The organism is Vibrio sp. SCSIO 43086 (assembly GCF_051132235.1).
Classification (GTDB): domain Bacteria; phylum Pseudomonadota; class Gammaproteobacteria; order Enterobacterales; family Vibrionaceae; genus Vibrio; species Vibrio diabolicus.
This window is the reverse complement of sequence record NZ_CP072678.1, coordinates 1,353,185-1,374,935: the sequence shown is the minus strand read 5'-3', so window position 1 is coordinate 1,374,935 and position 21,751 is coordinate 1,353,185. Positions and strand designations below refer to the sequence as shown.

Genomic DNA, 21,751 nt, shown 5'->3' with positions numbered 1-21,751 from the left:
CCTTCTGCATTAACAGGGGTTGAGGCCATCACAACTCGTGTTCGGTACGAGCGATGATGTCATCCTGCGCGTCTGGTGACAGCGCGGTAAAGAAGGCTGAATAGCCCGCAACTCGTACGACAAGGTCACGATATTGCTCAGGGTTCTTCTTCGCTGCCAGCAAGGTTTCACGAGAGACGATGTTGTACTGCACGTGCCAACCTTTGTGGTGATTAAAGAAGGTGCGAATCAGCATTGAAAGCTTGAGCTTATCCCCTTCTGAAGCGACAGCCGCTGGGCTTAACTTCTGATTAAGCAGCACGCCACCTAGGATTTTATTGGCTTGAATTTTACCGACTGAGTTATACACCGCCGTTGGTCCCAAACGGTCAGAGCCCGATGCTGGACTTGCGCCTTCCGCCAGTGGCGTTTTCGCTTTTCGACCATCTGGTGTTGCCATCGTGGATGCGCCAAATGGCACGTTGGCAGAGATGCTTGATGTTCCCGCGTAGTAGCCACCACCAATTGGCCCGCGCCCATGACGTGTGTTGACAAATTGCGCCAACTCATCGATATAAACTTGGTAAGCATCAGCCAGCAATTGGTCGACATAATCGTCGTCATTGCCGTATTTTGGCGCGAAGTTGATTAAGCGTTGGCGAAGTTGTTCGTTCTCAATACCATCAAAGTCTTCTTCTAATGCTTTTGCCAGTTCCGTTTGGCTGATTTGTGCTTCTTCAAACACCAAATGTTTGATCGCCGCCAAACTGTTACCCAAATTGGCGATACCCACTTGCAGGCCAGATACCCAATCGTATTTCGCTCCGCCTTCTTTTACTGTTTTACCACGCGCCAAACAGTCATCCACCAGCGATGAGCAGAAAATATCTTGCGCTTGCTGCTCAAGCACACTGTCGACTACGGTATCGATCTCTATCGATTTACGTGTGTAGTAGCGAATTTGCTTCGCCCAAGAAGCGGTGACTTGCTCAAAGCTCTCGAAGTTGCCTTTTGCCAACGACTTATCATGCGGCAAGAAGGCTTTGCCCGTCGTTGCATCCACACCTTCGTTAAGCGCAGCCAGTAAAATACGCGCAAAGTTAATGAAGCTCATGCCCGTGCAACGGTAACCCCATTTGCCTGGAACAGCGGTTTCAATACAGCCAATAGACGCATAGTTGTAAGCGTCTTCTTTCTCAACGCCAAGCTTGATGAATTCTGGAATGACGATTTCATCGTTGTTGAATGCAGGCATACCGAATCCACATTTGATCACTTCAATACAGCCCATCAAGAACTCTTGATTCAGACCTTCATGATAGCGAACACTCAAGTTCGGTTGCGTGGAACGTAGCTGACCACAAGACTCTAAAATCGCCCAAGATAGCGGGTTTACGGCGTCTTCAGGTTCTCCATTCTCATTCAGCTTTTGGCCACCGATACAGACATTTTGATACAGAGGAGAACCTGCCGATGCTTTTGAGTGCGCGCCAGAGCGAATCTTGTTTACTTCAAGCAATTTCAACCAACAGCTTTGCAATAACTCAAGGGCGAACGCTTTGTTCATCGCGCCACTTTCAAGATCACGCACGTAATAGTCGTTTAGGAACTGGTCCATCCGACCGAATGAAACAGAGTGGCCATTCGATTCAATTTGCAACATCAACTGCACAAAATAGCTCAGTTGCAGAGCTTGCCAGAAGTTGGTTGGCGCATGGAAAGCCACATGACGACAGTTTTCTGCGATTGTCTCCAGTTCCGCTTTCCTCTCTGGTCGAGTTTCGTTTTGTGCCATTTCCAGAGCGAGATCGGCGTAACTCACCATGTGCTCCTGAATCGCAAGCAAGACAATTTCGACGGACTTATAAAACTGCTCTTTCTTTAACCCTTCATACGTCGACACGTCGTTATTAGCGCGATGCTGGCGAACCTCATCCAACAGACCGTTCATACCGATCTTCAGGATTTTTTCGTTATCCACTGCAAGGTGCGCGTCGCCCGAAGTCATGTTGCCCTCGGCTTTAATGATAGTGCTGGCTAGGATCTCTTGTTGCTCGTCGGTAAAAAGTCCATAGCAGCGATCTTGAACCGTTTTACCGCGCCAGTATGGCGTAATGGCGTGAATGCTTTGTTTGTCTTCTTCACTTACCGCAAAACCAGCCCCAGGTCGGTCGGCCAGTTCGTCGATTTCCGCTTCAATCCAACGCACCGTGTATTCAGGGAAGATCGGCGCAGCGCGTACTTTGCTCGCTTGGTTACCGACAATCAGCTCGTCGTGCTTAATCCAAATGGTACGAGTGCGTAAGTGCTCTTGTAACGCCAACGCTCGTTGCACAATCACAGGTTTGTCTTCATTTGCCTGATACGCTCGAGTATAAGCCTCTGCGCGCTCAGTACAGATAGGCGGCGTTACGATGTTGACCAGTGCCGATTTGTGGGCTTTGATTCGCTCTGGAAGGGTATGTAGGTCCATGGTTAACCTCTAACAATCACGTTAAGTTGAGTATGTTCGCTTGCGTATTGCATTGCGTTTTCTAGCAGTTCTGGATTATTTAATGGTTTGTCAGAACACTCGTAAGGCATAATCGAGCAAACGGTATTTATTGATGCCGAGGGTGTGATACGGCAACAAGTGGAGTTTCTTGACAGCTTTCTAAAGAAGCAGCGAAGTCAATGATCGCTTTGAGCTCATCAATGGTGTCATTGAAGCCCGGCACAACCGGCACGCGAATAACAATACGTTTGGCAATTGGTGCCAATTTTCTAAAATTGTCTTTGATGCGTTTTAACGATCCCTTCGCCCAGCGGAGAAACTTTTCTTCGTCGGTGTGTTTAAGATCCGCTAACCAGCAATCAATATACGGCGCGACTTTTTCTACGTTTTTCCACGGAACATGCATGCACGACTCCACCGCCGTAGACACATGGTTTTGATGCAAACGTTCGGCAAGTTCTGCCACAAGACTTGGCTGCATCAGCGGCTCGCCACCAGAAAATGTCACGCCACCTTGGCTTTGATCGTAGAAAGGCTTGTCTTTCATCAACACTTCAAACAGGTCGTCCGATTTCGCCTCTTCTCCACATATGCTGAGCGCTTGTGTTGGACATACGTTTCGCAGCGCAATGATCTGCGCTTCGCTCATAGCTTTTCGATTGATGATGATTTGATCGTCAATGCGTCGGATACCATCGCTCGCCATATTGCCGTTTACGGTTTGTTTATAAGCCGATATACAAAGCTGGCAGTCCGCCATACAACTGCGCTCATCAAACAGCAGAGAGTGCTTTTCACTGCGGCTTTCTGGGTTTTGGCACCAAGGACAAGACAGACTGCATCCCTTCAGAAACAGAATGGTGCGAATACCATCACCATCGTGGGTCGAGAACCTCTGAATATTGAAATACATTGCTGTCCGCCTCTTGGTTTGCTCTTCTACTTTTCACGCTTTTCTTTTGCTGAAAGCTTCATTTGATAATGAAATATTGGCACTTAACTTTCGTTTTGTGAAATTATTATAGTTTCAATTGAAATTTCAATTGATCAAAATCAAGATCTCAGCGGATTGTCAGATCTATAGTGATCCCATCATCAAAACGAAGATTTTGTATAAGGTAGAACCCATGATCGAACTCTATTTAGATACTGCTGACGTGGCAGAAGTAAAACGCTTTAACCAATGCCTACCTCTGAAAGGGGTAACCACAAATCCAAGTATTTTGGCGAAATCAAAACAAGGCTTGAACCAAACCTTAGCTGGCATGCAAGAAGCGTTAGGGGGAACACCCCGTTTCCATGCTCAAGTGGTGAGTACTACTGTAGAAGGCATGGTGGAAGAAGCACGCCAAATCCATGAATTACCCTATGATATGGTCGTCAAAGTGCCAGCAACCGAAACGGGCTTAGCGGCAATTAAGTTAATGAAAAAAGAGGGAATTCAAGTGCTCGCCACTGCTATTTACTCTGCTCAGCAAGGTTTCCTTGCGGCATTGTGCGGCGCTGACTATCTTGCGCCTTATGTGAACCGTATTGATGCGATGAACGGAAACGGTGTAGAAGTGGTCGCAGACCTGCAATTGCTACTGGATCAAAACCAACTGCCTGCAAAAATTTTGGCAGCGAGTTTTAAAAATACCCAACAAGCGATGGAAGTGATGAAGTTGGGCATTGAAGCGATCACCTTGCCTGTCGATGTGGCCGCGCAGATGTTTTCTCATCCAGCAGTTCAGCCGGCTGTCGATCAATTTGATAAAGACTGGAAATCCGCGTTTGGCAACAAACTTTCATTTGAAAGTTAAGCATAAAATTATCGAAAGTCCCGTTCCTCCTCGATCGAGGGGCTTTTGATATGGGAATCTCTGAGAAAAAGTAACATTCGCGCAGGCAACTGTTTGTAGATGCGGCTTACGAAGAGATTCCCAGCCCACTAGTCTCACCTCTCCCTTCACGCAAAGCACTCTATTCGTAACATCACTACTGACGAACAACGCTCGTTCCACAAGCAAAAAATTTTTGCTTCAAGCCGACAAACTCACAAGCGAAACGCATCAATAACTCGGTAATTATTAATTTTATCTATTGGAAATGAACACTGTTCATTTATAATCAGCGAACCTAACGCAGTAACAAGGAATCCACTTCATGAAACGCATTGCGCTTCTCTTTGCCATATTTGCATTACTTTCTGGTTGTAGCAGCATGTCGCCAGAACAATGCCAAACCGCAGACTGGTATCGCGTCGGCTACCAAGATGGCCGATCAGGCAACAACCCAAACATTTTGTACGAATACATTAAAGACTGTCGCGAAGCAGGCGTAACGCCAAATCACGTTGAGTGGCAAGACGGTTTTGATAAAGGCACCATTCTTTACTGTTCGCCAGACAATGGTTACACGGTGGGTGTAGAAGGAAAAACCTACTATGGCGTTTGCTCTAACGATCTTTTCCTTAAAAACTATCAGTTAGGCCATCAAGAATATCAGCGTCAACAACGCATTAACGCGTTAGATGCGGAGATATCACGCCTTGATCATCAATTGGATGCAAACTTAGATAAAGACAACGCGAAGCGTATTAGAGAGAGAAGAAAACAACTGGCGCGTGAGCGTGCATCACTCATCTCGCCAGGAGCTAATTACTACTTTAACTTTTAGTCGCGACGGGCTACAACGCTAGGGTCATAAAGCGGCTGTTTGGATCAGGTTGATAGTCACCAAACTGCTCGCAGTACGCGAAGCCATGTTTTTCATATAGGCGATGCGCGGGTTCAAAAAATGCCATCGACCCAGTTTCCAAACTTAGACGTTGTATCCCCTGATGTTTCGCTTGCTCAATCACGTGATTGAGCAAGCGGGATGCCACGCCCTGTTTTCTCGCCGACGGCGTCGTACGCATCGATTTCAACTCTGCGTGACCATCTTCTAGTTGGCTCATTGCCACACATCCCAATAGCTGCTCACCATCCCACCCCGTCCAAAACGTGATTGAAGGCAGCTTCAACTTGCTTACATCTAACGCATGCACGCTCTCTGGTGGCGATGTAGCGTACATGTCCTGCAAATGCTCTTCCAACAACGCAAGCACCTGCGGCCGTTCTAAATCGTCGATTTCAATTCTCATATTTCCATCCTTGGTGTTTTCCTAGTTAAAGCGGCTGTCTCATAATGTGCTGCGGTCCAACGGGGCCGCCGTGGTAAAGCTCATTGGTATCTTCAAACCCTGATTTTAAATAGCACTGATAAGCGGGTATGTTGCGGCAATTCACGGTGAGATAAAGCGCATGAAACTCGGGATAATGACGTTTGGCGAAATCGGCAAACTGTTGAATGGCTTGCTTGGCGATGCCTTTGCCTTGATGACGGTGATCCACCAACAAAGCACGTACGCCTAAGCTGTTTTTCGGGCAAAAATCGTATTTCTCGCTGTAAGCAGCATCAAATAGAAAAAAGCCAACCACGTCATCGTCCGCCAAAATCAGATGCGGAAGCTCTTTGGGTTCAAGACGTGTAAGCATTTCACCCACATCCGCGACCGTAAACTGCGATTGCTCTTCTAGCACGCTAAGTTCGCAAGTTTGTTCATGTCGCTCAGGCGAATACTTTTCAATAGTAATCATAATCTTCCTTGTTGTTTTTATGCTCAATTCATACAGGGTATGTCGTAAATAGAAATACCTAGTGTCGTATTTCCCACTCGCAGGCAAACGTTTAGCACTCTATTATCCTCGCCATTCGATAGAGAGGTTTCCATGTCCCGTTTTTTACTTTGTAGTTTTGCACTCGTTTTACTCTACCCTACTGCCATTGATTTGTATCTTGTTGGTTTGCCTCAAATTGCGTCAGATCTCAACGCTAGTGAATCTCAGTTGCATATTGCGTTTTCGATCTATTTAGCTGGCATGGCTACCTCCATGTTATTCGCGGGGAAAATTGCAGACTCTGTGGGACGAAAGCCTGTTGCCCTCGTCGGCGCGATGATCTTCGTGCTCGCGTCTTTTCTCGGCGGAATGGCTGAACAACCAAACATTTTTTTGATTGCTCGCTTTTGCCAAGGCATCGGGGCTGGATCTTGCTATGTCGTCGCGTTCGCGATTTTACGCGACACGTTAGACGATGAACGCCGCGCGAAAGTATTGTCGATGCTCAATGGCATCACCTGTATCATTCCAGTGATCGCACCCGTGATTGGTCACTTGATTATGCTGAAATTTCCTTGGCCGAGTTTGTTTACCACGATGGCAGGAATGGGCATTCTCGTCAGTGTATTGGCCATTTTTGTGCTCAAGGAATCACTACCCAGCCAACAAGGTGAAGAACAGACAGCTCCAGAGAGCCATCAAGAGACTTTCTTCGAGCGATTTTTTATCAGTAGGCTGATCATTACTGCACTTGGAGTGACCACCATTCTGACCTTTGTTAACGCTTCACCAATTGTCGTGATGAGCATGCTTGGTTTTGATCGCGGCGGCTATTCTTCCATCATGGCAGGGACTGCGACGATCAGTATGTTGATTTCGTTCTCGGCGCCATTGGCATTGGGGATTTTTAAGCAGCGAACCTTAATGATCACCTCTCAAGTATTGCTCGCTTGTGCAGGCATCGTGCTCAGTGCTGCCCATTTCCATGATGGACAATCTCTTTACTATGTATTCGGACTTGGGCTGATTTGCGCTGGTTTCGCTTGTGGCTTTGGCGTGGCCATGAGCCAAGCGCTCAGCCCATTCTCTCAACAAGCTGGCGTGGCGAGCTCGTTACTGGGCATTGCTCAAGTTTGTAGTTCAGCGTTCTATATTTGGTTTATGGGTTTCATCGGCGTTAGTGCACTGAATATGTTGGTGTTTATCTTAGTGTTAGGTAGCGTAATCAGCCTTGCTCTAATACTATTGATTCCAAAGCCTGTTCACGATACCCATTATGAAGAAATCCCTAGCGCGACTTGATTTAAACTTACTGTTCACTCTGCAATTATTGCTGCAAGAGCAAAGCGTCTCGAAAGCCTCGAAAAAGCTGAACGTTACGCCCTCTACCGTAAGTAAGTCGCTCAACAAACTTCGTCATTGGTTCGATGATCCTTTGCTTGTCAAAACACCTAAAGGTCTTGCGCCAACGCCCTTGGCGCAAAGCATGGAGCAAGATCTTGCAGAATGGCTGCAAATTGGCAGCCAGATTGCAGAAAAACGCAGCGATATTACGCCTAAAGGAGTGCGTTTTGATATCACGATTGAGTCGCCATTAGTGCTCACGGTGTTGGACAGACTCATCGTCGCTATCCACCAGCGATACCCTGAAGCGAAAGTAAAAACCAGTAACTGGGATTACGATTCACTCGACGCCATCATTCGAGGCGAGGCGGATATCGGTTTTATCGGCCGAGAAAGTCACCCGAGATCGAAAGAGTCGTTGGATCTTCTGCCGTATTTCTTGGATTTTGAGATTCTATTTTATGACCTGCCGATGGTGTATTTGCATAAAGATCATCCGGCATTACAGCAAGAGTGGAATCTCGAGACCTTTCTGAGCTACCAACACATCAATATTGTTTGGGAAAAAAGTGAAACTTGGGCGTTGGATGAAGTGTTAACGGAACTAGGGCTACAGCGCTCTATCGGGCTGACGATGTCCAACTTTGAGCAATCCCTTTTTATGGCTGCGCAGCCGACGCATGGCATGATCACCACCGCGCCACACTATTGCAAAAGCTACACAGAAAAGCTGCATCTTGATTTGGTGTGCTTGCCAATTCCGTTAGACCAAACTCAACAAGACAAGTTACTGATTCCATTTACCATGATTTGGCATAAACGCAATGCGTACAATCCCAAATTGCTATGGTTGAAAAACACCATCAAGTCATTGTACGAACAACCATCCCTACCACAGTAACACTCAGGCTAAGATCAGGTTTTCTTTGGTGATTTTTGATGGTTTTCTCGCTCTGACAGCTATAACTAATCACTTTATCAACTAATGAAGAAGGTCGTTTGACGCTACACTCAATCCATATTTCTGCATTAAGGGCCAAGGATGTCGACCTTTTTACTCACTGCTATTACGATGCTGGCGTTCGCCGCCAATTCATTATTGTGCCGACTTGCATTGGCCGAAGGGTTGATTGATGCAGGTAGCTTCACTCTCGTTCGATTGATATCTGGCGCGATTACCTTAATCGCATTGCTCGTCGTGAGAGGTCAGTGGAAAACCGATCGGCCAACTTCTCGCTTTCGCTTTTTTGCTGGCGTGGCTTTATTTGGTTACGCTGCCCTTTTCTCTTTCGCGTACTTACAACTGGCGACAGGAACCGGTGCTTTGCTTTTGTTTGGTGCCGTGCAACTTACATTACTGGCCATCTATTGGTGGCAAGGTGAGCGCTTTCAGTTTCTCGAAATCATCGGTATCGGCCTTTCGATTGTTGGCTTTGTTTGGTTAATGTTGCCATCTGCCACTCGCCCCGATATCAGTTCTGCACTTCTCATGTTGATTTCTGGCGTTTGTTGGGCTGTGTTTACTGCGCTCGGCAAACAAGCGCCTTCTCCAAGTAGTGGCATCACGTGGGGATTTATCGCTGCATCTATGATTGGCATATTCCTATCACCGTTGATACTGTCCTCAATCCATCTCTCTCTAGGCGGAATCTTGCTCGCTATCACGTCTGGCGCCATTGCATCTGGCCTTGGTTATACGCTTTGGTATCAAGTAATGCGTAAGCTCTCTTTACTTCAGGCCGCCGTCAGCCAACTTTCCGTGCCAGCCATTGCTTTGCTGCTAGGCACCGTCGTACTCCACGAGCCTCTTTCACTACACACACTTTTAACCAGTGGCATCATTCTTGGTGGCATCGCTTTGGTTTTTTTATCTCGATCCAAAAAAGCAAGCGAACAATCGGCAAGCCGATAAAAAATAATAACTTTCCCTCTCAAATACCCATTCATCATCTATGCTTTTTAAAGCAGCAAAGCTCATTGCAGATGGTACGAGTGGCCTGCTTTAGTATCAGGCGAAGGATATAAGGTGAGAATTGGCTCACACAACACAACGATTTTGTTTCAAAAGTGAGAATCGTCACAGATCGCGATTTTGCTCGTTTTAGGCGTTTCATCAATAACGCCAAGGGCTAGCGCGAGATCGAGCCAAATACGCACTTTGTGTTTTGACAAAGGGTTTACAAAGCACACTTTTTCACCCGCTATATTCCGCCCCCCGAATTTATTCAGAACAAGATTCTGATTATTCATATAAGAAATTCATCAACTTATAACGATAAGCCTGAGCAAACTTTGACACTATGAACGACAAAATAAAATTCGCTATTAAAGTATCGCTTAGCCTGACTCTGGCTTATCTGATCCCGTTTGCCATGGGTTGGCCGCAAGCATCGACGGCCGCAACCACAGTGATGCTGATTGCATCCACAGGCAGTCGTCGTGAATCCCTCGCCAAAGGTACCTTACGTGTGTTCGGTACGTTGGTTGGCGCCGTCGTTGGCTTGTTACTGGTGGGATTATTTGCTCAAGACCGCTTGCTGTACATGCTGAGCGTGTCGGTTGTGGTCTCGTTCATTTTTTACTTCCGTAATGCCTATCAAAAAGATCCAACGCTACTCATGCTGACCGGCGTCATGACGCTGATGATGTCCAATGGCGGTGACGCAGAAGGTGCGTTTCTTTATGGCGTTGACCGCGCTTATATGACGGTGTTTGGGGTGGTGGTTTACACACTCGTGGGGACTTTCTTATTCCCGACCAAAACAGAACAAAACCTAAGACAACTAATCGAACAACTCAACCAAGCACAACGCGCGCTGTTCACCGCTATCTTGCAAAATTTCGAGCAAAAATCGGCAGGGCAAGTTTCTCCTCAAGAAGAGGGAGAAGAAAATCCAGAAGCAGGAGAGCCACAACCTAGCGTGGATTCTCTTATCGAACAGATGTTTGCCGCCCAAAATGCGCTCGAACAGCGTTTTGCCACAGTCAGTGTGGAATGCAGCGACGTGTCGGCCTACATGAAAGAGTGGCGCTTGGCGGTTCATTTGAACAAGCAGGTAACGCAACAATTGACCGTCGCGGCGCACAGCCACTTTAGCCACCAGCAAGACCGTGAAAGCATCAGCAACTTTGATCAAGCCGTTGCGGAAATTGACGCTCTATTTGATACCTGCCAACAAGTCTGGGACGAAAAAGAGCCCGCTTTTCGTGCTCAAGAGTTCAAAGTCGAATACAACCAAGCGTTGCTTGAAGACGCAGCGCACCTAGAGAAAGGCTCTGCGCTTATGCTAGGGCAACTCTTGGGGCTCATGCATCAAAACTTGTCGCGTTTAGCGGAGAGCATTAGCTGCATTGACTCTGTGACGAACAATGTCTCCTTTGACGTGCCGCTGCCGAAACCGAAAGGCAAGTTTCTATGGTGGGACGCAGAAAACTTTAAAACCGCGGTCAAAACCTTTGTCACTTATTGGGTTGCAGGACTGATTTGGATTTATTTCAATCCACCAGGCGGCTACTCGTTCGTAGTCTTCTCGACCATGTTTATGTCTTTGCTGTCGTTCGTGCCTGTGCACCCGATTTTGTTGCTTGTGCTGTTCACTTTCGGCTTTTTGTTCGCGGTACCTTCTTACGTCTTCATTCTTCCCCAATTGGATCTCGGGTTAGAGCTTGGCCTATTCATCTTTATCTACACTTTTATCGGCTTTTATCTGTTCAACGGGCCAGTGACGATTTTCTACATGGTGGGCTTGTTTGTTCTCGGTTTAGACAACAACATGTTCTATCACTTCGGGATCCTCATGACGATCATGCTGCTGTTCTACATGGTGGTGTTCATGATCATTTTCGCGCACTACTTCCCGTTTAGCTCACGACCAGAACACCTCTTTTTGACTATAAAAGAGCGCTATTTTAGGCACACTCGGGATCTGTTTGACTCCTATCAGAAGCAGTCCAGCTCGATTATCACGCCGCTCAAACGGGCCTTGCATTTGGTGACGCTCAACGTTTCATCGAAAAAGCTCAAGGTGTGGGGTTCGAAAATCAACCACAAACACTTTGACAAAACTACGCCAGAAGCGATTGGCGCGTTTAGCAAAGCCTGTGATGTACTCAGTAGTCATATCAATATCTTAATGGCCGCCGAGAAAAAGTTGCTGACCAATCCGTTGATTACTCAACTTCGCCAACAACACCGCGATTCCATCATTCCTTTGATGGCGGGCGCTTTAGCCAGCCATCAAGCAACACAAGAACTCGATTCCGTATTCGACCAATACAGTCAGGATTACCAAACATTCGAAGATAAACTGGAAGATTTTTTTAGTGAGTTGGATTTATCTGACTACGCTTATTCTGAGATAGCCGGTTTTTATATCTTGCTGAATTTAAAACGGAACGTGTTCGAAGCAATCAAGCATTGCAAGCAAACCTACGAGGATATCGATTGGGTGAACTTACAACAGAAGCGGTTTTAAAGGTGGGGATATGATGCTTCCAAAACTAACCAAACCAAGCCTCGCCATACTTTCTTTGCTCGGACTCAGTGCGTGTACCACTGTGGGGCCAGACTATGTTCATCCAAAGCAGGCGCCAATGCCAAGTGACTGGTCGGTGCAAAAAGCAGCCAAAGATACGCAGCAATCAGAGCAACAGCTACAACAATGGTGGCAGCAATTTAATGACTCAACTCTCAATCAGCTGGTTGAGTTGGCGAGCAAACAAAACCTCGATTTAGAAGCCGCGGGACTGCGTATTGTCCAAGCTCGTTCATTGCTTGGCATTTCGACTGGCTTGCAATACCCGCAAGTTCAAACCGTGTCAGGAAATCTAGCGCGTGCCTACGTGAATGATCAGGGTGTAAACAACGCCGCTCTGTCGTTTGATGCTGCGTGGGAAATGGATATTTGGGGCAAATACGCTCGTGGCATCGAATCAGCAGAAGCTGGTTATTACGCATCCATCGCGTCGTATCACGACATAATGGTCACCATCACCGCAGAAGTGGCGCGTAACTACATTAACTATCGCACGTTCCAAGAGCGCATTTTGCTGTCTCGTCGCAACATCGAAATTCAAGAGCGTGTCGTCCGCATTACACAGGTGCAGTTCGACTCTGGCAACGTTACAGAATTGGACGTTCAACAGGCGAAAAACCAACTCTATACCACCAAAGCGGCATTACCGAGTCTCGAAGTCGCGATGAAACAATCACGTACCGCGTTGGCGTTATTACTAGGTGCATTACCGGAAGAAGTAGACGAGCTGCTGCAATCAGATGGAATGCATAAGCAAATTGCTGACTACGAAAAACAGTTCAAATCGACAGGCAGAAAATCGGCGTTATCGGGCACCGACGAGCGTTCCATTGTGCCACGTCCACCGCTATTGGATACCCAAGTGGATGCGAACTTAGTGATGCGACGTCCGGATTTGCAAGTCTCTGAGATGCAAGCTCGCGCGCAGAGTGCGCAAATTGGCGTGGCGGAAACCGCTCTTTACCCAAGCTTTTCACTGTTCGGTTCCATCGGTATCGACAGTACGGTTCCCGATGGCAGCAGTTTCAGTTTTAGCGATTCGCTCACCATGGTGGTTGGCCCAACGTTCAGTTGGAATATTTTCCAATACGGACGCGTGAAAAATAACATTCGTTTCGAAGATGCTCGCTTCCAAGAAACGCTGACCAACTACAACAAAAAAGTGCTGCAAGCCGTTAATGAAGTGACCAATGCAATCGAAGCGTATGACCTGTATTTACAGCAAAAAGATTTACGTTTGCAATCAGTCAACTCTTCCATTCGTGCATTCAATATCTCCATGACGCAGTACGAAAACGGCCAAATCTCTTTTGAACGTCTGCTCAACTCGGTAGAGAAAATGACCCGTGCGGAAGACAGCTACGCAACGATCAAAGGGAACGTGGCGAACCAAGTTGTTGCACTCTATAAAGCCCTCGGTGGAGGCTGGCAAACCCAAACAGGCAAACCCTTCCTCAGTGAATCTATTGCCAAGCAAATGACAGAACGAACTGACTGGGATGGTTATTTAAATGAAGAAAACCGCGTATTGCCGCCTTTGCGCCTCGAAACTCCGGCTGAGAACAGTGATGAAAACAAAACGGAGGATCTCTAATGCCTCATGAACTCTCCTGGGGAGACATTTACTTTTCTCCCACGCTACTGGTGCTCTTTCTCGCCGTCACGGCAACGTGGATAACGGTGATGATATTGAACAAGACACGTTTGTCTCGCTTCATCGCTTTTCCGTCTCTGACGTTTATTGCCATCATGGTCGGTTATGTGGTGGCCATCGACAGCTTTTATATTCAATTTTAGGTGCCAAACAAGATGAAAAAACTATTCGTAATCGCACTCAATCTTGTCATTCTTGGTGGCGCAGCTTGGCTCGGCTATCAAAAATTTGAAGAGTATTTTAATAACCCATGGACACGCGATGGCCAAGTACGCGCGAACGTCATCAAGGTCGCACCGCGAGTGTCTGGCCCAATTGTGAATGTTTCGGTGCAAGACAACCAAGAAGTGAAAACGGGCGATTTACTGTTTGAAATCGACCCAACTACTTACGAAGTCGCACTATCTCAAGCCGAAGTGGCGTTGGAAAAATCCATCGTGAGCTCTCGCGGTAAAAAAATCGAATACGATCGCCTTAAAGACATTCGCGCGAAAGACCGCGGCGCTGTATCTCACAAGGATCTGATTCGTCGTGAAATCGCTTACGAGGAATCGCTACTGCAAATCAAATCTGCAGAAGAGCAATTAAAGTCAGCGCGCCTTAACCTCAGTTTCACCAAAGTTTATGCGGCCGTCGATGGTTTTGTGTCTAACCTCGATATTCGAAACGGTACACAAGCGGTCGCAAACCAACCACTGCTCGCACTGATCGACAAAAACAGTTTCTGGGTATTTGGCTTCTTCCGCGAAAACCAACTCGCGCAAATCAAACCGGGTAGCCAAGCACGTGTCACCTTGATGTCTCACCCAGACACGCCTATCGACGCGACCGTTGACTCTATCGGTTGGGGTATTGCGCCGAAAGACGGCACGGTCGGTTACAACCTTCTTCCAAACGTGAACCCTGTTTTTCAGTGGATTCGCTTAGCACAACGTATTCCGGTACGAATCTCCATCCAAGAGCTTCCTGAAGATGTTGATCTTCGATTCGGGCTTTCTGCGTCCATTATGGTGATGAAAGATTCATCGGCAGAAAATGAACAGTAACTAAGTGAGAAGAACCATGGTCATTGGTAAAAAACTCAAAAACATTAATGAAGAAAACAACTTCTTCTATCTAACTTTAGCGCTGGTGATTTTGTTGCTAGGGAGTGCGATGGCACAAGTGGTGGGCGAAGGGACGATTGAACACATACTGCAGGCATTCACGGTTCTCACGTTCATTGTCTGTTTTGCCAGCCTTCGCTTCGACAAAATGTGGTCTCGTTTCCTCTATACCCTGTTTGGCGTTTGGGTTCTTGTGATTGTTATCAAGACCGTTTTCAACATCCGAGAGATGAATGTAGTGATGCTTGCCCTCACCTTCGCATTCTTTTTCGGCACTTTTAAATCCATCGCAAGGCAGATTCTTTTCACTGGCCACGTCAATAGCAACAAAGTCATTGGCTCAGTCGCGCTTTTCTTACTGCTTGGTCTGATGTGGGCAATTGCCTATCTCATTCTTCTAGAGTTCTCGCCAACCTCATTCACTGGGATGGAAGCCATTTCTTGGGGGCAGAATTTCTCTAATGCAGCGTATTTTAGTTTCGTCACCTTAACCACGCTTGGTTATGGCGATATCAGCCCTCTAACGCCATTGGCTCAAGTCGTGGTGTATTTAGAGGCCATTACAGGTGTGTTCTATATGGCGATTGTTGTTTCAAGTCTCGTCAGTTCTAACATTGATCATCAGGTAAACAAAAATGGATAAACAATCGGTAAAAATCGACAGTAAGCTTTTCATCAGTAATATGGTGGAATCAGCAATACGCATTGGCTTGATCTTCGTCTTGCTGATGTTTACATACGACATCATCAAACCCTTCATTCTTCCCGTTATTTGGGGTGCAATTATAGCCGTCGCTTTAATGCCACTTACAAAAAAGCTGGAGCGTGCATATGGCGGTCGTAGAGGCCTGGCAGCCACAACGATTGCTTTACTTGGTATTGCACTCTTAGTCACACCACTTGTTATGGTGTCAGGCTCCATTGTGGATGGTGCAACGCATGCGCTTGAAGTATTGCAAAACGGACAAGTGAAGATCCCAGGTCCAAAACCTTCCGTTGCGGATTGGCCTGTCGTAGGTGATAAGCTCTATGAGGTGTGGACCCTATTCGCGACTAACCTTGAACAAGCGATTCAAACCTTTATGCCGCAGATAAAGTCCGCGCTCACTTCTTTGCTAGGCACACTTGGCGGTGTATTGGGCAGTTTATTGCTTTCAATCTTGTCACTTGCGATTGCAGCAGGTTTTATGACGTACTCTGAATCTGCAGCATCAGGTCTAAGAACCATCGCTATTCGTACCGCTGGTGAAAACGCTAAAAGCTGGACCACGCTTATCGCAGCAACCATTAAGAGCGTACTGCTTGGCGTAGTCGGTGTGGCGGCGATTCAAGCCCTTTTGATCGGTGCTGGTTTCTTTGTATTTGGCGTTCCGGCAGCTGGTTTGCTCACTCTGATTCTGATGATCTTGTGTATCGCTCAGCTACCAGCGCTGCTTGCCGTACTACCAGTGATTGGCTTCATGTACATGACTCAAGATACAACGACAGCAACCATGTTTACTGTCTGGGTAGTAGTTGCAGCACTTTCTGAAAACCTCTTTAAACCAATGTTAATGGGACGTGGTGTCGACGTGCCAATGCCTGTGATTCTGCTCGGTGCCATCGGTGGTATGCTTTTCTACGGCATCGTTGGTCTGTTCTTAGGTGCCGTTATCCTGGCGATTTGGTATGAGTTATTTGTTTGGTGGTTGAGCATTGAGAAAGCACAACAGCAAGAAGAAATGGCAGAACAACAAGACGCTTCTGATGACCAATCAGAGCCTGGACACGGTGCAGGCATATAATAAATCAATAAGTTAGAAAGAAATTTAATCTATAACTTATGATATCAAACCGCTCTATTGCAGCGGTTTGATTCTATTTGGATCACAGTTTCCCCGTAATAAATGCGATAAAAATGACGTTCTTGTTAAATTTTCATACTTCTTACACTTGGGAGTTGCAATCGGGCAATGAACGATGCACTCTCGATGACCACTAATTTGCTTAGGATAAAAACAATGAAATTGATCAAGCCTTTAACTTGTGCGCTTGCTCTCGCAATGAGTGGCATGGCATTCGCAGATGTAACCGTGAGTGTTCCTGACAACGTTTCAGTATTAGCGGCTAACGGTGAAAAAGCAGACCTTTCGGGTGGTTTTTTCGCCTCGGAAAGAACATTAACGTTACCTGATGGCGTTAACCAAGTCGTATTTCGCTTCGCCCCTTACTTTAACCAAGGTAATGACCGTTTAAGTGTTGAAAGCGATGTTATCGTTACACGATTTGACGCTGCCAATGCCGAGCTGACACTACAAATGCCAGAATACCGCAACCTTCGCGATGCGGAAGAAAAGATCAAGGACTTAGATTGGAAACTGGTTGATGATTCAGGCAACACCGTCGCCGTTGAGCAAGACAAATTGATCAAACCGGGTATGCAAATCGGTCGTGATTACGTGCGTGAAGTGGAAAGCTACAACAAAACAGGCGGCGTTGCTGCTATCGCTGTTGCTGGTGCAGCCGTTGCTCAACCAGTCACACTGCCAGCAAAGATTCCTGAAGATATGAAACAAGCGAGAGCGACTGCGGTTAAATCAGATTCGACAGCAGAAGAGATGCTGCACTTCTGGTACCAAAAAGCAGACGCAGAAACCAAAGCTCGCTTTAAAGCGTACGTTAATCAACAATAAGTCTGATTAACTCTATCGATATTAAAAAAGCCACTTCATGTGGCTTTTTTGATCGAACAAGCTAGGACGTTTGAACGACTTTGGTATTGGTGATCGTCATGTGTTCAATATGGTTATATCAATTTAACCAAACGCTACCAGTAACGCTCATAGATGATATTGCCTCCTGTTTTAGGACGATACTTTTCCAACCCAAGCCCTTGTAAGACTGGCAAGGTATCTTTGATCATCTGCGGGTTCCCACACATCATGACAAAACTACTTTGAGCAGAGAATGGCACATCAGCAGCGTTGGACAGTCTACCCGATTCGATGAGTTCAGGAATTCGACCTTGTAACTGACCATCCACCACTTCCCTACTGACTATCGGGATGTACTTTAATCTGCCTTCATATCGTTGCTGTAGTTGCTCAATCAGATATTTGTAGACCAGATCTTTTTCGTAGCGAACCGCATGAACAAGCACAATTCGCTCATTATGGGGTGGTAAGTTTATATCATCCAGTAGCGATAAAAACGGTCCAATACCTGTACCTGTAGATAGCAGCCACAGATCATGAGCCTGTTTAGGAATAGAGTCGTGGATTAAGTCACCATGTGCGGTCTCACCAACATAAATACTATCACCAGATTTAAGCTTTTGGAGCCTTGGGGAAAGTTGTCCTTGAGGGTCCGCTACTATTAGGAACTCCAACCAATCGAACTGTTCGCTTGGTGCATTAACCACAGAGTAAGCACGGCTGATCGGCTTGCCCTCATCATCTAGCAAAGCAAGCTTGGTGAACTGGCCGGCTTTAAAGGTAAGAGGCGCGCCTGAGACCCTTAAACTGAACAGCTCGCCAGTCCAGTCAATGCGTTTTTCCACCTTGGCTAGATTGAAACCTTTCAGCTCAGTCATGAGACACCTCCTATTTGGTTACTCTTAGTTAAACTTACGCCTTCAACTCGATTATGTAAAGTTTCTAGTTTACATAATAAGATTGCCATTTCATTTCACATTTTAAAAACAATTTTATTACATATTAAATGATTACATCTAGAATAAATGCTCAAAGTGATAAGTCGCGTCGCAATTTGTGGCAATGCAGATGAAAAAGGAGCACTAAAAATGGACACACTGTTAAAGGACTTTCCCGTTATCACAGAGATCAAAGTCGCATGGGGTGAAATGGATGCTCTGCAACACGTCAATAACGTGGTCTATTTCCGCTACTTCGAGACAGCGCGTTTAGATTACTTCAACAAAATTAATCTGCTGGTCGACCTGCAAACCTCGCAAATTGGGCCAGTACTGAGCGAGACGCAATGCCGCTACAAGCTTCCTGTCACTTACCCAGACACGTTATTAGTCGGCTCGCGCGTAATCGACATGCAAGAAGATCGCATCACGATGGAATACCAAGTGCTGAGTAAGAAGTGGGGTAAGATTGCGACCATCGCGACCGCTACTGGTGTGATGTTTGATTTTAAGAACAACGTAAAAGCTGCGATTCCAGACCACGTTCGCCAGTCGATTTTAGACTTGGAAGGAACTGTGGGTAGCACGCATCATTTAGAGTAGCAAGAAACGAGAGATTAAAGGCGAGAATCCCCCGACAGCGCTTCTTCAGCGCTGTCGGGAATAACGTAGGGCTAATCTTCTAGACTACGCGATAAGAGAAGCAGCGTCATTCTAGCGAGCCAAAGCGAGACTAAGAATCTACTTACCGCTTGCTGCAGACCCTAGAGCGATGAATAAACTCAATACAATCTGAGAGTAGATTCTGAATCACGCTCGTTCCTCGCTGTTCAGAATGACAGTTCGAGTTTGGCTCTGAACTCTACAACACTATCTAAGAAAACCATCCCAGATGAGCACAAGCGAGTCATCCGGAACCTCGCTTTAGACGTAATAGCAAAGCTACTCTTCCAGCCTACGCGATAAGAGAACTAGCGTCATTCTAGCGAGCCAAGGCGAGACTAAGAATCTATTACCGCTTGCTGCAGGCCATAGAGTGATTAGCAAAACGTCTCGATATACAGCGCTTCGACTTTGTCTCGTGCCCATTGCGTTTTACGCAAAAACTTCAGAGAAGATTTGATCGACGGATCTTTCTTAAAACAGTTCACTCGAACGCGCTCATACAGGCCATTCCAACCAAAGTGTTCAACTAGTCGGGTGACGATTTTTTCTAAACTCAACCCATGCAGAGGGTTATTCGGCTGTTCGTTGCTCATGTTGTTGATCCAGTAACGATGTAAGTGGCGGGCTAATCTAACTCAAAGTGACCACTTAACCTAATGTTTTCACCTTCAAAGGCGTTTAGCTTGAATTACTTTGCTCATCTCCCCTATAGTAGCTCAAACTTCACAAACATCCTTTTCACGATGAAAGCCCTCAACGACCTCAATATTTTTGTCGAAACCGCGCGCCAAGGCAGCTTTTCAAAAGCCGCCAACAGCATGGACATGACACCTGCCGCCATTAGCGCATCGATTAAGCGTCTTGAAGGGCAAATCGGTTTCCCGCTGTTTGTGCGTTCCACCCGAAGCCTGCGTTTAACCTCAGAGGGCGAACTGTTTTTAGACAAAACCACGCAAGCGTTGGCAACATTGCAAGAGGGGTTGGATCAGATCTCAAGTGCGCGCGGGGAGTTGTCTGGTCAGCTGCACATTACTGCGCCCTCCGATTTTGGTCGCAATATGTTGCTCGATTGGGTGGATGAGTTCATCGATCTCTACCCAAATGTTTCCATCAAACTAGAGCTGTCCGATAGCTTGACGGATATGTACACCAAGCCTGTCGATATTGCGATTCGCTACGGCGAGCCGGCCGACTCCAATCTGGTCGTATTGGCATTGTGTGGGTCAAACGAACGGATCTTATGTGCATCGCCAGAGTACGTAGCCACACATCCAGAACTCACCTCTCCTGCCGATTTAACGCAACACAACTGCTTGTGCTACATGGTTGCGGATTCTGTCTACAACAAATGGACGCTCACGCGTAACGGCGAGAAAGAACAAATCGTCGTCAGCGGTAACTTGATGAGCAACGATAGTGACTTGCCACATCGGTTAGCGATCAAAGGCAAAGGCATTGCGAATAAATCGTTGATGGACATCAGCCGAGATTTAATCGAGGGAAGATTGGTGAGGGTGTTACCAGAGTGGGATTGCGGCCCAGTACCGCTCTACATGGTATGTGCCGATCGTCGCTTACTGACGCCAACGATTCGGACTTTCCGCGACTTTATCCAACAAAAATGCTGCCAGCAACGCGCCAACGTGCTGGCAACCTTCTGTCATTAGGCGATAAATCGAAGAGGACGAATCTGGGTATATTCAACCCAATCGTTCTCTTCCAATGTTTCAAGAAACGTCGCCATGTGCGGGCTTTGCAAATGCTTATCCAAGGCCTCTTGCGATGCCCAAATTTCTTGGAACATAAATAGGCCTTCAACTTTTTCGTCGAGATACAACTCGTATTGGCAACAGCCTTCTTCTTTGCGAGTTGGCTCTAGCAAACCAGCAAGCAAATTCACCACCTGATCCTTACTGTCTGGATAGGCTTTCACTTCTGCAACTAAGTGGATCATCGTTTTTTCACTCTTTTGCGATTTATATATTGATTACAGGGTTCTACGTCACCTGTAAGTAAGCTCGAATTAGATCTCGGTGAATACGGTTTCTGCGTCCCAGCGAGACTTTGGCGTTTTCGCGTTGAAGTCATCTTCCGCGTGGTAGCCAAGCGGCACGATCACAACACTGGTGTAACCTTTTTCACGCAAGCCAAATTCTTCATCCAGCACTTTTGGATCAAACCCTTCAATTGGCACTGCATCAATTTCTAACGTCGAAGCACCCAACAGCAACGTACCCACGTTGAGGTAAACTTGTTTCTCCATCCAATGGTTCGCATCTTTCAGATCAAAACGGTGCATGTTCACAAAGTAGCTACGACCACCGCGCACAGCCACTTTCGCTTCTTCAGTTGGGAATCGGCCATCTTTTTCTTCTTGCGCCATTAGCGCTTCAATGTAGTCGTTATCAATGCCTGTTTTTGCACAAAACACCAATACGTGAGAAGCGTTGAGAATCTTCGCCGCGTTAAACGCGTAGTTCTCTTGCGCCGCTTTAGCGATGCGCTGTTTGCCTTCTTCTGTGCTTGCCAGAATGAAATGCCAAGGTTGAGAGTTCACACTCGATGGACTAAAACGAATCAGCTCTTTAACTGCGTCGATTTTTTCTTGAGATAGCTTGCGCGTTGGGTCAAACACTTTCGTTGAGTAACGAGATTTTGCAGCTTGTACGATATCCATGAGGTTCTCCAATTAATGAATTTA

General features: G+C 46.5%; 21 protein-coding genes and 1 pseudogene. 14 read left to right on the top strand and 8 right to left on the bottom strand.

Annotation, left to right across the window (positions count from 1 at the left end):
• Window positions 1–28: 28 nt before the first annotated feature.
• Entirely contained in the window at window positions 29–2,452 is a 2,424-nt protein-coding gene (locus J8Z23_RS22305) for a formate C-acetyltransferase/glycerol dehydratase family glycyl radical enzyme (RefSeq protein ID WP_069485958.1), read from the bottom strand.
• A 2-nt stretch (window positions 2,453–2,454) separates the two neighbouring features.
• Window positions 2,455–3,386, bottom strand: a pseudogene (locus J8Z23_RS22300) (glycyl-radical enzyme activating protein).
• Between the two features lie 214 nt (window positions 3,387–3,600).
• Between J8Z23_RS22300 and J8Z23_RS22295 the strand changes: the two are divergent.
• Together J8Z23_RS22295 and J8Z23_RS22290 are read left to right on the top strand one after the other, a co-directional pair.
• The gene (locus J8Z23_RS22295; protein WP_006741998.1) at window positions 3,601–4,275 is read left to right on the top strand and encodes a fructose-6-phosphate aldolase; all 675 of its coding nucleotides are present in this window, start codon (window positions 3,601–3,603) and stop codon (window positions 4,273–4,275) included.
• A gap of 343 nt (window positions 4,276–4,618) precedes the next feature.
• On the top strand, window positions 4,619–5,131 hold the full coding sequence (locus J8Z23_RS22290) for a DUF2799 domain-containing protein (RefSeq protein ID WP_053808269.1): 513 nt from the start codon (window positions 4,619–4,621) through the stop codon (window positions 5,129–5,131).
• 10 nt (window positions 5,132–5,141) lie between these two features.
• On the opposite strand, the gene J8Z23_RS22285 is transcribed toward J8Z23_RS22290, so the two are convergent.
• Together J8Z23_RS22285 and J8Z23_RS22280 are read right to left on the bottom strand one after the other, a co-directional pair.
• Window positions 5,142–5,597, bottom strand: coding sequence for a GNAT family N-acetyltransferase (locus J8Z23_RS22285; protein ID WP_029801981.1), 456 nt, complete (start codon window positions 5,595–5,597; stop codon window positions 5,142–5,144).
• Window positions 5,598–5,622: 25 nt separating this feature from the next.
• The gene (locus J8Z23_RS22280) at window positions 5,623–6,093 is read right to left on the bottom strand and encodes a GNAT family N-acetyltransferase (RefSeq protein ID WP_029801980.1); all 471 of its coding nucleotides are present in this window, start codon (window positions 6,091–6,093) and stop codon (window positions 5,623–5,625) included.
• A 132-nt stretch (window positions 6,094–6,225) separates the two neighbouring features.
• Here J8Z23_RS22280 and J8Z23_RS22275 point away from each other — a divergent pair, with 132 nt between their 5' ends.
• The 10 genes from J8Z23_RS22275 to J8Z23_RS22230 all read left to right on the top strand — a co-directional run bounded on the left by J8Z23_RS22275 (window position 6,226) and on the right by J8Z23_RS22230 (window position 17,425).
• Window positions 6,226–7,416 (top strand): MFS transporter, encoded by a 1,191-nt coding sequence (locus tag J8Z23_RS22275; RefSeq protein ID WP_301659345.1) that lies wholly within the window; start codon window positions 6,226–6,228, stop codon window positions 7,414–7,416.
• Window positions 7,391–8,359 (top strand): HTH-type transcriptional regulator YidZ, encoded by a 969-nt coding sequence (yidZ, locus tag J8Z23_RS22270; protein WP_301659344.1) that lies wholly within the window; start codon window positions 7,391–7,393, stop codon window positions 8,357–8,359. The genes J8Z23_RS22275 and yidZ overlap by 26 nt, the downstream gene beginning before the upstream one ends.
• 141 nt (window positions 8,360–8,500) lie before the next feature.
• Window positions 8,501–9,370 carry a DMT family transporter gene (locus tag J8Z23_RS22265; protein WP_301659343.1) on the top strand — a complete coding sequence of 290 codons (870 nt, stop codon included), beginning with the start codon at window positions 8,501–8,503 and terminating at the stop codon, window positions 9,368–9,370.
• 388 nt (window positions 9,371–9,758) lie between these two features.
• Window positions 9,759–11,933: an FUSC family protein gene (locus J8Z23_RS22260; RefSeq protein ID WP_301659342.1), complete on the top strand. Its 2,175-nt coding sequence runs from the start codon at window positions 9,759–9,761 to the stop codon at window positions 11,931–11,933.
• A 10-nt stretch (window positions 11,934–11,943) separates the two neighbouring features.
• Entirely contained in the window at window positions 11,944–13,587 is a 1,644-nt protein-coding gene (locus J8Z23_RS22255) for a TolC family protein (RefSeq protein WP_301659341.1), read from the top strand.
• Window positions 13,587–13,790, top strand: a complete 204-nt coding sequence (locus J8Z23_RS22250) for a DUF1656 domain-containing protein (protein ID WP_005462724.1) — start codon at window positions 13,587–13,589, stop codon at window positions 13,788–13,790. Before J8Z23_RS22255 ends, J8Z23_RS22250 begins: the two co-directional genes overlap by 1 nt.
• Window positions 13,791–13,802: 12 nt before the next feature.
• A complete protein-coding gene (locus J8Z23_RS22245; RefSeq protein ID WP_301659340.1) occupies window positions 13,803–14,693 on the top strand; it encodes an HlyD family secretion protein in 891 nt (296 codons plus the stop codon).
• 16 nt (window positions 14,694–14,709) lie between these two features.
• The gene (locus J8Z23_RS22240) at window positions 14,710–15,396 is read left to right on the top strand and encodes a potassium channel family protein (protein ID WP_005396612.1); all 687 of its coding nucleotides are present in this window, start codon (window positions 14,710–14,712) and stop codon (window positions 15,394–15,396) included.
• Entirely contained in the window at window positions 15,389–16,537 is a 1,149-nt protein-coding gene (locus J8Z23_RS22235; RefSeq protein WP_005396613.1) for an AI-2E family transporter, read from the top strand. The genes J8Z23_RS22240 and J8Z23_RS22235 overlap by 8 nt, the downstream gene beginning before the upstream one ends.
• Before the next feature lie 216 nt (window positions 16,538–16,753).
• Window positions 16,754–17,425: a DUF2057 domain-containing protein gene (locus J8Z23_RS22230; protein ID WP_054866817.1), complete on the top strand. Its 672-nt coding sequence runs from the start codon at window positions 16,754–16,756 to the stop codon at window positions 17,423–17,425.
• 134 nt (window positions 17,426–17,559) lie between these two features.
• Here J8Z23_RS22230 and J8Z23_RS22225 read toward each other — a convergent pair whose 3' ends face one another.
• Window positions 17,560–18,324 (bottom strand): ferredoxin--NADP reductase, encoded by a 765-nt coding sequence (locus tag J8Z23_RS22225; RefSeq protein ID WP_047009626.1) that lies wholly within the window; start codon window positions 18,322–18,324, stop codon window positions 17,560–17,562.
• 210 nt (window positions 18,325–18,534) lie between these two features.
• On the opposite strand from J8Z23_RS22225, the gene J8Z23_RS22220 reads away from it, so the two are divergent.
• Window positions 18,535–18,987 (top strand): acyl-CoA thioesterase, encoded by a 453-nt coding sequence (locus J8Z23_RS22220; RefSeq protein ID WP_005374933.1) that lies wholly within the window; start codon window positions 18,535–18,537, stop codon window positions 18,985–18,987.
• A 437-nt stretch (window positions 18,988–19,424) separates the two neighbouring features.
• On the opposite strand, the gene J8Z23_RS22215 is transcribed toward J8Z23_RS22220, so the two are convergent.
• Window positions 19,425–19,643, bottom strand: coding sequence for a VF530 family DNA-binding protein (locus J8Z23_RS22215; RefSeq protein ID WP_005396617.1), 219 nt, complete (start codon window positions 19,641–19,643; stop codon window positions 19,425–19,427).
• A 150-nt stretch (window positions 19,644–19,793) separates the two neighbouring features.
• On the opposite strand from J8Z23_RS22215, the gene J8Z23_RS22210 reads away from it, so the two are divergent.
• The gene (locus J8Z23_RS22210) at window positions 19,794–20,717 is read left to right on the top strand and encodes a LysR substrate-binding domain-containing protein (protein ID WP_434635847.1); all 924 of its coding nucleotides are present in this window, start codon (window positions 19,794–19,796) and stop codon (window positions 20,715–20,717) included.
• Here J8Z23_RS22210 and J8Z23_RS22205 read toward each other — a convergent pair.
• Both J8Z23_RS22205 and nfsB read right to left on the bottom strand, forming a co-directional pair.
• Window positions 20,714–21,004, bottom strand: coding sequence for a putative quinol monooxygenase (locus J8Z23_RS22205; RefSeq protein WP_021822050.1), 291 nt, complete (start codon window positions 21,002–21,004; stop codon window positions 20,714–20,716). The two genes, J8Z23_RS22210 and J8Z23_RS22205, sit on opposite strands and share 4 nt — an antisense overlap.
• Before the next feature lie 69 nt (window positions 21,005–21,073).
• Window positions 21,074–21,727, bottom strand: a complete 654-nt coding sequence (nfsB, locus tag J8Z23_RS22200; RefSeq protein ID WP_434635426.1) for an oxygen-insensitive NAD(P)H nitroreductase — start codon at window positions 21,725–21,727, stop codon at window positions 21,074–21,076.
• Between the last annotated feature and the right edge of the window lie 24 nt (window positions 21,728–21,751).

Coding starts and splice junctions, on each gene's coding strand:
- J8Z23_RS22305 (WP_069485958.1), bottom strand. CDS start 2,452: ATGGACCTACATACCCTTCCAGAGCGAATCAAAGCCCACAAATCGGCA.
- J8Z23_RS22295 (WP_006741998.1), top strand. CDS start 3,601: ATGATCGAACTCTATTTAGATACTGCTGACGTGGCAGAAGTAAAACGC.
- J8Z23_RS22290 (WP_053808269.1), top strand. CDS start 4,619: ATGAAACGCATTGCGCTTCTCTTTGCCATATTTGCATTACTTTCTGGT.
- J8Z23_RS22285 (WP_029801981.1), bottom strand. CDS start 5,597: ATGAGAATTGAAATCGACGATTTAGAACGGCCGCAGGTGCTTGCGTTG.
- J8Z23_RS22280 (WP_029801980.1), bottom strand. CDS start 6,093: ATGATTACTATTGAAAAGTATTCGCCTGAGCGACATGAACAAACTTGC.
- J8Z23_RS22275 (WP_301659345.1), top strand. CDS start 6,226: ATGTCCCGTTTTTTACTTTGTAGTTTTGCACTCGTTTTACTCTACCCT.
- yidZ (WP_301659344.1), top strand. CDS start 7,391: ATGAAGAAATCCCTAGCGCGACTTGATTTAAACTTACTGTTCACTCTG.
- J8Z23_RS22265 (WP_301659343.1), top strand. CDS start 8,501: ATGTCGACCTTTTTACTCACTGCTATTACGATGCTGGCGTTCGCCGCC.
- J8Z23_RS22260 (WP_301659342.1), top strand. CDS start 9,759: ATGAACGACAAAATAAAATTCGCTATTAAAGTATCGCTTAGCCTGACT.
- J8Z23_RS22255 (WP_301659341.1), top strand. CDS start 11,944: ATGATGCTTCCAAAACTAACCAAACCAAGCCTCGCCATACTTTCTTTG.
- J8Z23_RS22250 (WP_005462724.1), top strand. CDS start 13,587: ATGCCTCATGAACTCTCCTGGGGAGACATTTACTTTTCTCCCACGCTA.
- J8Z23_RS22245 (WP_301659340.1), top strand. CDS start 13,803: ATGAAAAAACTATTCGTAATCGCACTCAATCTTGTCATTCTTGGTGGC.
- J8Z23_RS22240 (WP_005396612.1), top strand. CDS start 14,710: ATGGTCATTGGTAAAAAACTCAAAAACATTAATGAAGAAAACAACTTC.
- J8Z23_RS22235 (WP_005396613.1), top strand. CDS start 15,389: ATGGATAAACAATCGGTAAAAATCGACAGTAAGCTTTTCATCAGTAAT.
- J8Z23_RS22230 (WP_054866817.1), top strand. CDS start 16,754: ATGAAATTGATCAAGCCTTTAACTTGTGCGCTTGCTCTCGCAATGAGT.
- J8Z23_RS22225 (WP_047009626.1), bottom strand. CDS start 18,324: ATGACTGAGCTGAAAGGTTTCAATCTAGCCAAGGTGGAAAAACGCATT.
- J8Z23_RS22220 (WP_005374933.1), top strand. CDS start 18,535: ATGGACACACTGTTAAAGGACTTTCCCGTTATCACAGAGATCAAAGTC.
- J8Z23_RS22215 (WP_005396617.1), bottom strand. CDS start 19,643: ATGAGCAACGAACAGCCGAATAACCCTCTGCATGGGTTGAGTTTAGAA.
- J8Z23_RS22210 (WP_434635847.1), top strand. CDS start 19,794: ATGAAAGCCCTCAACGACCTCAATATTTTTGTCGAAACCGCGCGCCAA.
- J8Z23_RS22205 (WP_021822050.1), bottom strand. CDS start 21,004: ATGATCCACTTAGTTGCAGAAGTGAAAGCCTATCCAGACAGTAAGGAT.
- nfsB (WP_434635426.1), bottom strand. CDS start 21,727: ATGGATATCGTACAAGCTGCAAAATCTCGTTACTCAACGAAAGTGTTT.